This is a genomic window from Candidatus Nitrospira allomarina (assembly GCF_032050975.1).
GTDB classification, from domain to species: domain Bacteria; phylum Nitrospirota; class Nitrospiria; order Nitrospirales; family UBA8639; genus Nitrospira_E; species Nitrospira_E allomarina.
This window is the reverse complement of record NZ_CP116967.1, coordinates 3,014,624-3,026,802: the sequence shown is the minus strand read 5'-3', so window position 1 is coordinate 3,026,802 and position 12,179 is coordinate 3,014,624. Positions and strand designations below refer to the sequence as shown.

General features: G+C 46.1%; 11 protein-coding genes and 1 tRNA gene. 8 read left to right on the top strand and 4 right to left on the bottom strand.

Features of this window, described 5'->3' with window-relative positions; genetic code table 11:
* Window positions 1-26 precede the first annotated feature (26 nt).
* Both PP769_RS13450 and PP769_RS13445 read left to right on the top strand, forming a co-directional pair.
* Window positions 27-242, top strand: a complete 216-nt coding sequence (locus tag PP769_RS13450) for a hypothetical protein (protein ID WP_312640941.1) — start codon at window positions 27-29, stop codon at window positions 240-242.
* 15 nt (window positions 243-257) lie between these two features.
* Complete coding sequence (locus tag PP769_RS13445; RefSeq protein ID WP_312640939.1) at window positions 258-1,424, top strand: hypothetical protein; 1,167 nt, start codon at window positions 258-260, stop codon at window positions 1,422-1,424.
* A gap of 36 nt (window positions 1,425-1,460) precedes the next feature.
* Here the strand turns inward: PP769_RS13445 and PP769_RS13440 are convergent, their stop codons facing one another.
* Window positions 1,461-2,702: an EAL and HDOD domain-containing protein gene (locus PP769_RS13440; RefSeq protein WP_312640937.1), complete on the bottom strand. Its 1,242-nt coding sequence runs from the start codon at window positions 2,700-2,702 to the stop codon at window positions 1,461-1,463.
* Between the two features lie 199 nt (window positions 2,703-2,901).
* On the opposite strand from PP769_RS13440, the gene PP769_RS13435 reads away from it, so the two are divergent.
* A tRNA-Met gene (locus tag PP769_RS13435) sits at window positions 2,902-2,977 on the top strand.
* 79 nt (window positions 2,978-3,056) lie between these two features.
* Here PP769_RS13435 and PP769_RS13430 read toward each other — a convergent pair.
* From PP769_RS13430 to PP769_RS13420, 3 genes are all read right to left on the bottom strand, one after another.
* Complete coding sequence (locus PP769_RS13430) at window positions 3,057-4,022, bottom strand: sensor histidine kinase (protein WP_312640935.1); 966 nt, start codon at window positions 4,020-4,022, stop codon at window positions 3,057-3,059.
* 725 nt (window positions 4,023-4,747) lie between these two features.
* The gene (locus PP769_RS13425; RefSeq protein WP_312640933.1) at window positions 4,748-6,241 is read right to left on the bottom strand and encodes a class I SAM-dependent methyltransferase; all 1,494 of its coding nucleotides are present in this window, start codon (window positions 6,239-6,241) and stop codon (window positions 4,748-4,750) included.
* Window positions 6,242-6,414: 173 nt separating this feature from the next.
* A complete protein-coding gene (locus PP769_RS13420) occupies window positions 6,415-7,770 on the bottom strand; it encodes a glutamate-5-semialdehyde dehydrogenase (RefSeq protein WP_312640931.1) in 1,356 nt (451 codons plus the stop codon).
* A gap of 413 nt (window positions 7,771-8,183) precedes the next feature.
* Between PP769_RS13420 and rpsB the strand changes: the two genes are divergently transcribed.
* From rpsB to alr, 5 genes are all read left to right on the top strand, one after another.
* The gene (rpsB, locus tag PP769_RS13415; protein WP_312640929.1) at window positions 8,184-8,966 is read left to right on the top strand and encodes a 30S ribosomal protein S2; all 783 of its coding nucleotides are present in this window, start codon (window positions 8,184-8,186) and stop codon (window positions 8,964-8,966) included.
* Between the two features lie 61 nt (window positions 8,967-9,027).
* The gene (tsf, locus tag PP769_RS13410) at window positions 9,028-9,624 is read left to right on the top strand and encodes a translation elongation factor Ts (protein ID WP_312640927.1); all 597 of its coding nucleotides are present in this window, start codon (window positions 9,028-9,030) and stop codon (window positions 9,622-9,624) included.
* A complete protein-coding gene (pyrH, locus tag PP769_RS13405) occupies window positions 9,624-10,352 on the top strand; it encodes a UMP kinase (protein ID WP_312640925.1) in 729 nt (242 codons plus the stop codon). Before tsf ends, pyrH begins: the two co-directional genes overlap by 1 nt.
* Before the next feature lie 14 nt (window positions 10,353-10,366).
* On the top strand, window positions 10,367-10,924 hold the full coding sequence (gene frr, locus PP769_RS13400; RefSeq protein WP_312640923.1) for a ribosome recycling factor: 558 nt from the start codon (window positions 10,367-10,369) through the stop codon (window positions 10,922-10,924).
* Window positions 10,925-10,933: 9 nt separating this feature from the next.
* Entirely contained in the window at window positions 10,934-12,157 is a 1,224-nt protein-coding gene (alr, locus tag PP769_RS13395) for an alanine racemase (protein ID WP_312640921.1), read from the top strand.
* The last annotated feature ends 22 nt before the right edge of the window (window positions 12,158-12,179 follow it).

The following is a 12,179-nucleotide window of genomic DNA, read 5'->3' as shown; positions in this document are numbered from 1 at the left end:
CTAATTTTCATTTGGGAGTGCCAGAGATGGAAGGGGAAAAGGATATTCTTTTTGTCCGCCGGGACAAAGATGGCGCGGTAACTTTATATATTGACGAAGATTGGGCTGCAGAACGGGGGGTTGATCCATCGCAATTAGTCAAAATTGAAATTCCCCGTGAACTCTATGCCAATGGAACAGTTCAGCAACTAAGAGAATACGCAGCCACATGCCTCGAATCTCTTGATAATAGCACTCCATAAAACTACATAAAAATTATGTCTACAACACTGCGTTTCGAACACATTGAAACAGCCATTCAGGCGCTTCCGACTCAAGGCCGCACCATGCTGCAGCTTCTTTTGTTGCAGTACATGAACCTAAGTTCTGAAGCCATCGACTATATGGTCAGCGACCAACCTGATTCCCGCTTCCTGGCAGGCAATCAGCCAAAAGGAAACCCGCTCTCTCTTGAAGCCGAAAGAAATATCACATCCCGTGCGAACCAGTACAAAGATTACTACCGGCAAAAACGAGAACGCCCAGGAATGCACATTGAATTCCTGACTCAAGCATTGAAAAACATTGATAAATCCATTCAAATCGCAGAACGGTTGCTCATTTCAGAATTTGGATTGGCCCAGAATGCCTTGCAGGATGCTAAAACCCAAGCACCCTCGATTCTACTTCGTCAGGAACTCCGGAAATTACAGCGTGCATGGGATAATCAGGAACTCTCCACGAAGGAGTATCAAATACAGCGACTGCTCCTGGAATACCAGGCCTTATTGCGACGACGTGGGATCTTCAGACGTCGATTGAAGTTCGCTCAAAATGAATTTATTGCTTCCGGAAACTCTCCGTTAAAGGATCACGAGATTGCCCATGTCTGGGGAATTCCTTTAGGTAGCCTGGTCGCCAGAAAGGTCAAAGCCCTTCAACACTTTCTGACTGAATTACAAAAACACCAGGACAATCTCCCCGAACCAAATGAGTCGTTGCAACCAATTAACCTCTGGCAAGAAACTCTTACCCTTTTATCCCAACGTCCCATTGAAAGGTCAATGGTTGAATATGATGGTTTGGAAAAAACAGAGGAGGCGTTACTTGATAAATTACGAGCATTTGTCGACGGAAGCATGTCAGAGCCTGAAGAATCAAAATTCTGGACAAGCATTACCAAAGTCAATGACACCGAATTTTCAGGAACATGGAAATCTCATGCCCGCTCTATTTTAGCTTTCCAACGATTACACGCTCTGATCAATGATATGGATTTTTCAGAAGAAGGATTGGAAGAAAGCCTACGGATCAAAATTTACCCACAACTCCCTGATGACCAACTGGCCCCTGAATCCGATGATAAACCTATTGAGCTTAGTGAGAAGGGCTTAGGTGTGCTGAATTATTTCGTAGGAGAACCAGACGACAAACGAAGGGGATAATCCTCGCTTCCGAACCTGCCAATTCATCCTTCTCCGCTATTTTTCATTCCCGGCAAGAGTTGTCTTCATGACCTCGTTGGCCCATTCCGTACTGAGGAAATACTCTTGCCGCACCACATGAGGTTCAAAGCAACTGTTTTCAATTTGATCCCACTCCCCTCGTTCGTAGGACATCACGCACCTTAAAATTTCCCCTAAACATCCCTGGCCTTCGGTCAGAGCAAGCAGAATTTCAGAAGCAAGAGGAAGGTCTGCGAGAAGTTGCTTCATCTCACAATCAAAGTAGGCATCCAACACAGAAAAGAGGCCAACGGTAAAGCCTTGGCTGGTAGACTCTCCTTGCAACCGGCTCAAACCTTGACACATTCGTCCCCGGATGAGGGCAATGCGCATCAGCTCGCTTGGCTTTCCACCAGTATGGGCCAGCACCAGCAAGGATGCCCATTGCCGCATACGTTCGGTCCCTACCATTCCCACGGCTTGTCCAATTGAATTAACCACTCGAGGAAGGCCAACAGACGCAGAGTTCACAAAACGAAGAAGCTTAAGGCTTAGTGACAGGTCATTTTCGACTAATTCCTCAAGATCTTTTATTCGGATATCAGGATCTTGCAATTTGGCCAATAAAAGCACAATCGCCATGCGGTTACCGGAAAGCTTGACTCCCTCCATGATTTGCGGTTTACAAAAAAAGTAACCTTGAAAATATTCAAATCCTTTTTCATAACACAGCGTATAGACTTCTTGATCTTCGACTTTTTCTGCAAGCAATCGAACAGGGTACTGCTTCAACACATCAATTTGCTCAAGAAGCTGTTCACTCGTTAATGCTAATATATCCACCTTCACAAAGTCCGCAACATCTAATAATGCTCGATGAGAATCCCGAACGATAAAGTCATCCAACGCAATTTTGTACCCAAGTTGCCTAGCCCTGAGAAGAGATTGGATGACGACGGGCGTAGGCTCAATGGACTCCAATACCTCAAGAACCACATTGTGACTTGGCAGAACTTCATAATTTTGGCTTAAAAAGAAATTCGCTGTCAGGTTGATGAACGCCTGACTCGTCCCAGCTATTTGGTCAATTCCCATCTCTAAAAACGTATTCACCATGACCCTGGCGGTGGCCTCATCCCCGTCAACTACTTGCGCACTATTGGCTTGACCATCTCGATACAGGAGTTCATACCCGAAAACTCCATTTTGACGATCAAAAATAGCTTGTCGCCCAACCAGAACGGATTGCTTGATGTTTGGAGCAGCCGTTGAAGTCATAAAAACCTTCCAAGGTAAATAAATAAGAGTTTTAAAAGTATCTCCACGATCCCTAGGACCTAAAACAAGCAAAGGCGGCTCTTATTGAATCCAGGATGCTAGGGCTAAGAAATCCACCTAAAACTTGATCTTTTTCAGAAAAAGAATTGTCCCAAGTTCTCTAGCTATGGTATAGATCTTTTCGTTCAAGGTGAAATACGGCGGTGTAGCTCAGGTGGTAGAGCAGCGGACTCATAAGCCGCGGGCCGGGGGTTCAAATCCCTCCACCGCCACCAAGTTCCTTCTTCCTCTTTGCCTCTCTGATTTCTGAAGAAGCCGAAGGCTCTCCCCCTTCGGAGGCATCGGACACAAACGTCACCCGACATAAACGTTTTTGTTTGCATTCAATGAGGCATCTGCTATTGAATCCGAATGACTTCTATCAGACGACGCTTCTTTAAATGGCACTTCAATAAATACCGAAGTCCCCTTAGACGGTTGACTGTGAATTTTTAGACGAGCCCCTATCTTCTTTGCCCGATTGACCATAATTCCCAATCCATGTCCCTGAGCCCCGACAAGATCAACCTCAAAGCCCTTTCCATTATCTGACACCTCAATAATTGTATCTGTAGGCGTCGTCTTTGCAGACACTTGCCCTCGTTTGGCATGCGAATATAGTACGCTATTCCGAACGGCTTCTCGTACAATATGCAAGAGATGGGCACCCTGCTCCCGTGACAGATGATCCTCACAGGAAGGATCAACATAGACAAATATCGGGAATGAGGCTTCTCGACTCAAATCCTCAACAAGGGTCTTAAGTGCCACCTCAAATTTGTTTCCGAGCAGGACTCCTGCCTTGAGATTCTCCAAAAACACCTGGAGCATTTCTGACATTTCCGCCACTTGCTCAATAATGAAGGTGGTGGGACGCCCTACTTCCATAGCCATTTGAATTTTATGCAAGGCACGGGCTATTCGTTCATGAAAATGCAGAATAATAACATTTCGTTCTTCAATGACGGCTAATAACTCCTTATTGCGTTGAAGAAGATACAGGAATGGAGACAACTGTACGATTCCGCCTAGCAATAATCCCGCTATAACAAAACCCAGCCATGTACTCACAAAATTCAATGAAGGAGGATTGATTTCAAGAAATAGAATAGATACCCCATAGGTTTTTTGAATGGCCAGGAGCCCAACTGCCGCACTTAAGAGTTTCCACACCAGGGTGTTTTCAGTCGAATGTACCCGACGAAGAAGCAAAAAGACCGTCAACCAATGCATCAGGCAGGTTGCGATCAATACCCAAAACAAGAGGCTTCCACCATCCATCTACCTAAGACATCCTTCCCTCGTAATATCTGGACATTCCTTCTTCACCTTGTATAAGCCATTCTCTGTTCTTTGTGTTTCGTGTAATCCAATGATGTTGGCTATGGCAAGAACGGATCAAACCAGGAAATAGACAACCCTTGCCGGGTGCATTTCATAGCCTCACATTCTTTGTCGGAAATTTCCCCAGGCATCTTAAGAAAACGGATGCCCAATCATTTTGATATAGGCTCTTTGCTTTGACAATTTGCTTCAGCCCAATCTCCTTTCCAAGACCCTGCCGCCATGGCATGCCATTAATTCTAGAGTCCTACCTTTGAGGTATTTACCGGTAGGTGTAGGTCAGACAGACTCCTCTCAGTATGGAGATCTAGTCATATGCGATTTCTCCTTATTTTCTTGTCAAGTCTTCTTTTCTGGTCAATGACCATCTCGATTGAGTATGGGAATCGAAATCCCAGCACAACTTCCACAGCGCAAGCCTGTTCAGGAGAAGTCAATGGAGAAATTCTACTGGATTATCTATTCATCGGTAGGATTAAGGGCATAAGGGATAACGGGCACATACTCACTGTTGGCCTCCCATCTGATTGGGCATCTCTCCCCCCAGACGTTCAGCAAGAGACATATGAAGCAGTCACCTGCTATGCAAAAACACAACAGCGCACACTACAGGTTATTGAAACGCAATAAAGAATCGGACTAACGACTCAGCTTGAAGAAACTCAGGCAGGTGGACCGGGTGGGCGCTGCAGAGACTCTCGATAATATTCATATAGAACTTGAGCCCGTCCTTCATCAATAAGAACGAGCTGACGTTGATCGAAAGTATTGGCGCAATATAGATATGTTAATTGGGTTGTGGTCCCTAACTCAATATGCATTTCTCTTCCCCCACCATCCTGGCAAGTGGTCTCCTGTTGAATGCATTTGGAGGGGAGGCCTTCGTATATGATTTGAGCAGAGGAATGGTGATTTTCATAACAAGGCAAGGATAAATCCTCAGGAGCGTGAATCATGTTTCCCCAAAAGTCATGAACCAATTGTTGAAAATCAGATTCGGTTATGTGCGTCACAGTTTCAACTAATTGATACAATAACTCCCGATCTGCCTCACCCCCAACAATCAACCCTGTCAAACCAGAAGAATGCTCGCACAAACCCCAAACTACGATTTCCTTCCATAGTCCGAAACGAAACATCCAGGTTCCTAGATTTGAATGAACACCAGTAATGCTGGCAGTCACTTTACCCTTAACCAGCTCCTGACCCATTCGCTCGGCGGCAATTCCGATACAACGATAAAGTGTTTCGCCTGGTTCCCGATACGGTTCCTCATCCCACTCAAAAGGTTTCACGCCCTGTGAGAGTCGGGCAACCTCATACAGAGGTCCATCGAACACTTCTTCATCTACTGACCAATATCGGCAGAAAACGGGAGAAGATATGGGAAACACCCCTCTGGCATCTAGCGCTCGTTGAAACAAAATTCGTCGACCAAGATTCCATGTTTTTTCAAAAAGGATCATTCGTCCCATTGGCCCTAAAGTCCGCAACAGGGCATCTAAACGTTCCTGTATCCCCGTCAGAACTTCCAATTGCTTCTGTCGTTGAAGGTCACAGGCACGTTGAAACGTTTTCCAGGTTTGGCTTGGAAGCCCTGGCTCCCGTTCCGCCTGGAACAACGCATGAGTCGAAAGAATAAGATCGTAGGTTCCCGAGATCTGCTGTTGTGGCACCTGAGAGACCTCGAAACGAACATTCCTGATTCGTCGTTTTTCTGCCTCGAAACAAGCTACCTCAATTGATCGAGATGACCGATCGATTCCTAAAAATTCAATGTCAGGATGCTGTTGGGCAAAAAAAATGGTTAGAATGCCAATCCCACAACCAAAGTCCAATGCTTGGTTTGCCGGAGCAATCCTGCCACACACAGAGTTTCCAACTGTCAAAAAATAATGGAACCGTTGGGAATACAGAACAGGGATAAAATCCCGATGGGCCAGTTCATCATAAAAATCAATGTCGCCTTTTCCGTCTTCACCACCATATCGATGGTCGATTAATCGTTGAAAATCGCACAATTCCTCTTTGGAAAGAGTCTCTCGTTGCCATTCATAATATGACGCCTCATCATGAAACTCTCGCAATCCCCATGACAGCAAATACGGGAAAAGCTCCGCATGGTAATCAGAAATTTCTTCCCTTTTATATCGCATAATAAACCAGATTAGGACAATTTACTCTAAAAAATGAATACAGAAAATGTTGGGATACAAAAGAAACACAGGGATAGAAGAAAACCTAATTACAGGAGTGGGTAACGGAGATCTGGGTATATGCACGGCCGACACAAAGGGGCTGGCCATTCATTCATACGTCATCTGAAAAACTAGAACTTGGCAGATAACATCATCGCATCTTGGTAGGTCTGAGGAACTGGATGTGGATGTTGAAGTTGTCCAGTTCCCAATACCATATATTTTTCAATCGTGAGCTTCGAGAGAATAAGAGGACCTCGCCCATGCATACGAGTGCTATTACTCCCGATATCTGGACCAAGCCCAAACTGGGGTCCGCCATGAAGACGGGTCGAAGCATTCACCATAACAGCGCTCGAATCGACTTCTCGAACAAAACGCATGGCTAACTGATAGTCTCGAGTGACAATAGTATCGGTATGCCCTGGGGCATAGCTCCCAATATGATCCATAGCTTCTTGACTATCTTTCACCACTTTAATATTCAGAGTTAAGGATTGATATTTTCTCCCCCAATCCGCTTCCTCCGCCGCTTTAATCCCTAAATGCCCGGTCATTTCTAAAATACCCATCATGGAAACCGTTTTAGGGCAGCCACGCAAAGTCACACGATACTCCTGAAGAAGTCTTCGTGTTAACCCTGGCAATAAATGCCGACAAACGCCCTGATGAACCAAGAGAGTGTCCATGGCATTCGCTGCAGATGGCGATTGAAGCTTGGCATTCACTGCAATGGTTTGGGCTAAAGGGATATCGACATCCTGATCGACATAAACATGACACAGTCCTCCCTCAAATCCAATGACAGGAACCCTCGAATGCTCCAAGATCCCATTTCGCAAACCAGCACTCCCTCGTGCAATGACAGCTTGGACATACTGAGGATATCGCACCATTTCCAGTGCCGCCTCTGGGGAACTCCGATCGAGAAATGTCAGCCCCCCTGTAGGGGCACCATTGGACACCGCCGCCGCTTGGAGGTGGTGAACAATCGCACTATTAGTATGAAACCATTCAGTTCCCCCACGAAAGACACAGACATTGTTGGTCTTCATGCACATTCCTAACGATTCAGCGGTCAACAAAGGCCCCATATCCGATACCACCGCGACAATACCTAGCGGAGAACGGACAGTATGAACCTGCATTCCATCTGGAGTAAGCCAGGCATGACTGGCCTCTCCGATTGGATCAGGAAGAGCTTGCAAATCTAACAATCCTTGGTGCATGAGGCGAATCGTGTCTTCTGAAATTCGAATCCGTTCTGAGGCCTCACGATGGGCTTGTTGATCGGTTTCCTTAGAAATGCCAGCCAAATCTTTTGCATTGGCCTCCAAAATTTCCTGAGTATGATCGACTAAACTCTCGGCCATCGCCTTTAAGACCTGATTTTTCACAATTGAAGACAGGCATGCCATGGGGCGAGCAGCCTCCTTCGCTCCTTTTAAAAGCGCTTGCACATATAATTTGAGAGGTACTTCAACCATCCATCGCACTCCTTCATCATAAAAATTTCTGAATGCGGGACTGACTATAGCCAGGAAGGCTCACAGAGTCAAAAATAGCATTGATTCAAAAAAGATTTTTCTTAGAACACTTTCAGTTTACTCTACGACCCCTCTCCCGAAGCTAAAAGCGCGTCGCATACCCATAAAAGATAGTCAGGGTTGAATTATAATTTTCACCTATGCTAATCTCCATTGGTTTAATGGAAAAATATTGAACATCACTTAATTGCATGAATGTCTCTTCACTTGGAACAGCCTGCCTGATAAGACAATCCACACCTATTGTCTCCTGCCGGTCCCATTTGAGCCAAATTACTGTTTTGTGTTTCTTTAAAAAATCCACGGTTTTGTGTTAATCCGTATATCTCTGAAAGGGGGTGGGAAGGTCCGTTATGGTCACGATTAAATCGTTATTAGAAGCTGGGGTTCACTTCGGGCATCAAACCAATCGCTGGAACCCGAAGATGAAACGCTATATCTTTGGTGAAAAAAACGGCATTTATATTATTGACCTCCAAATTTCTCTCCAATGCTTTCAAAAAGCCTACGAATTTACTCGTGATACAGTGGCTGCCGGGGAATCCGTCCTATTCGTAGGGACCAAGCGGCAAGCCATGGGTATTGTGGAGGAAGAAGCCAATCGTTGTGGAATGTTTTTTGTTAACCAGCGATGGTTGGGTGGGATGTTAACAAATTTCCAGACACTCCGTCGCAGCATCAACCAACTTAAAAAGCTTGAAGCTGCGGAAACCGATGGCACATACGAACGACTCAAAAAGAAAGAAATCGTTCGCATGAAAAAAGAGCAAGCCAAACTGGAAAAATATTTGAGCGGTATCAAAGGCATGAATGATATTCCTGGATGCATTTACATATTGGACACCAGGATCCAGCACATTACGGTCAAGGAAGCTAATCGCCTTGGCATTCCGGTTATTGCCTTAGTAGACACCAACTGTGACCCTGAAGGGGTGGACTTTCCTATACCCGGTAATGACGATGCCATTCGATCCCTCAAATTATTTACCGGACAGATTGCGGACGCCTGCATAGAAGGTACGGAACTTCGCCGGAAGCGCCAGGAGTCAGTGGCGAATGGCGAAGGGTTTCTTCCCGACAACACCGAGCAAGGTCATTCATCGGTTGTGCCAAACAAAAACACCCAACCTGTCTAAGGATCCTGGGTTCATCTAATTAAACTGAAATTTATATTACTGTCAGTAGGAGAGCATGCACATGTCTAGTTTGAGTGCCTTGGTGAAGGAGTTGCGAGGCAAAACAGGGGCAGGAATCCTTGATTGCCAAAAAGCCCTTCAAGACACAGGAAATGATGTCGAAAAAGCCATCGATCTGTTGCGTCAAAAAGGGTTGGCCGCTGCACAAAAGAAAGCAGGCCGAGAAACCAAAGAGGGTATTATTTCCTCGTATATTCATTCAGGATCAAAAATTGGGGTCCTGATTGAAGTTAATTGTGAAACAGACTTTGTCGCACGCAATGAAGAATTTCAAGCTTTCGTTAAGGAAGTGGCCTTACAAATCGCTGCCTCACATCCTATGTACATTAAACGGGAAGACATTCCGGTAGACTTGATTGAACGGGAAAGGAATATTTATCTCGCACAGATGAAAGAGTCCGGAAAGCCCGAAGGGACCTGGGAGAAAATCATCAAGGGAAAGCTCGAAAAATATTATCAAGAGCAGTGCCTCTTGGAACAAGCCTTTATTAAAGATCCCAGCATTACCATTCAAGATCTCCTTTCGCAGAAAATCTCGAAGTTAGGAGAAAACCTCACGATCAGTCGCTTTACGCGCTACCAACTCGGCCAGGACTAATGCCCCTCAAATATCGTCGGGTCCTCTTGAAAATTAGTGGAGAAATGCTCGCGGGAGAGCAAACCTACGGTATCCAACCTTCCGTTTTACATAATCTCGCAGCCGAAATTGCCGACGTACTGACCCTGAACGTCGAAATCGCCATTGTGATTGGAGGTGGAAACATTTTCAGAGGTCTTGCTGCCAGTGCCTCTGGCATGGAACGAGCCTCGGCCGATTACATGGGCATGCTCGCCACCCTGTTGAATGCTTTGGCTTTACAAAATGCTTTAGAGAGCAAAGACATCCCCACCCGTGTCTTATCGGCAATTGAAATGCGGCAGTTAGCCGAAAGTTACATTCGTCGCCGAGCTATTCGGCATTTGGAAAAAAAGCGCGTGGTGATTTTTGCCGCCGGTACTGGGAATCCCTACTTTACCACCGACACCGCTGCCGCACTCCGAGCCATGGAAATTGGTGCGGATGTTATCATGAAAGGCACCAAGGTTGATGGCATCTACGATGCGGACCCTATGACGACACCCTCGGCCAAACGCTTCACAGAATTACCATTTTTATCGGTGCTCAATAAAAGCTTGAAAGTCATGGATGCCACAGCCATTACACTCTGTATGGATAACGATTTGCCTATCATTGTGTTCGATCTGACCTCATCAGGAAATATCAGAAAAATCCTTGAAGGGGAATCTGTCGGCACTATTGTTTCCAAAAATGCGCTTGTCACTTAACGTGGGGAATGATCATGAACGATCCAACCATTCTTAAAACCACGCAGCGAATGGAGGGAGCCATTGAGCACCTCAAGAGAGAATTCATGTCCCTTCGTACCGGTCGCGCCTCATTGGGATTACTCGACCATATCACCGTTGATTATTACGGGACGCCCACTCCACTCAAGCAAGTCGCCAACCTCGCGATTCCTGAAAGCCGACTGATCACCATTCAGCCCTGGGATACCTCCCAAATCAGGGAAATTGAACGTGCCATCATTAGTTCCGAACTTGGCCTCACTCCATCCAATGATGGCAAACTCATCCGGCTCCCCATTCCGCCGCTGAGTGAAGAACGACGGAAAGATTTAGTCAAACTCAGCAAAAAATACGGGGAAGAGACCAAGGTGCAGATTCGTGGATTTCGTCGGGAAGGCAATGACGAACTCAAACACCTTCACAAAGAAGGCTCCCTGACAGAGGATACCCAGCACCGGCTAGAAGCTGAAATCCAAAAGCTCACAGATAAATTCATACAGACTGTTGATGACCTCACCAAGAAAAAGGAGGAGGAAATACTCGCAATTTAAGGAATATTTGTGATACCGATTAGGCCACCTTCACCTTCCGACCTCCGGCACGTCTCGTCTCCGATTACCGTCTCAATCAGTCTTGATGCCCTAACCAGGAATTTTCACCAAATCCGGCAATGGATCACTCCGTCTATAAAAATTCTGGCCGTCATTAAAGCTGACGCCTATGGCCATGGGGCGATTCCTGTGGCTCAGACTCTGGAGCATGCGGGAATTTTCGGATTTGGTGTGGCATCCGTTATGGAAGGGATCACCCTTCGAGAACACCAAATTCACTGCCCCATCCTGGTCATGGGGCCCATCCTCCCTCAACATCTAAGCGAAATTATTCGCCATCAGCTTACTCCGGTGATTTCTCGTGCAGAAATTCTTCAACAACTTATCGAGTTACTTTTTCCTCGAGCCACCCCATTTCCGATTCATCTCAAAGTCGACACCGGATTACACCGACTCGGCTTCGAGAATGATGAAGCCCTCTCCCTTCTAAGCAAGCTAACTCTCTCGACCCCTCTCATTGAAATAGAGGGTCTCTTAAGTCATTTTGCTGATGCCGACAATCAGGATCACACCTTAACCAATCTTCAAATCCAAAAATTTCTGGCCTTTATCGACCAAGCGAAGCAATTGGGAGTCCAACCCCCCATTCTCCATATGGCCAATAGCGCAGGCATCCTGTTTCATCCAACCGCACACTTGGGAATGGTCAGGCCTGGATTAATGTTATATGGATACGCACCCCTGCAGGAGAGTTTCCCCCAATCCCTCACTCTTGAACCGGTAATGCAAGCCACCACATACCTGGCCCACCTCCGGTCTCTACAGCCTGGGGAAATTGTGGGGTATAACGCCCTATTCCGCACACGGAGGCCATCTCAAATCGCCGTCCTGCCGGTCGGGTATACCCACGGATTTCCTAGACACCTTACGGGAGTCGGACATGTCCTCATCAAAGGAGAGCCGGCCCCCATCATTGGAAAAATTTGTATGGATATGATGATGGTGGATGTTACGGATATTCCCCATCCAACTGTGGGAGAGGAGGTCGTGTTACTGGGAAAACAGGGAACACGGAAAATAACAGCTGAAGATCATGCCAGATGGTTGAATACGATTCCCTATGAAGTGTTGTGCGGGATCGGAGGAAAAGCGAACCGAATTTACCTTCCCCCTACACTTGACTCCTCTCCTTCACATACCTCAACGCAATCAACCAAAAAAATATTGGAATAACTCCTCAACATACCGATGCCTT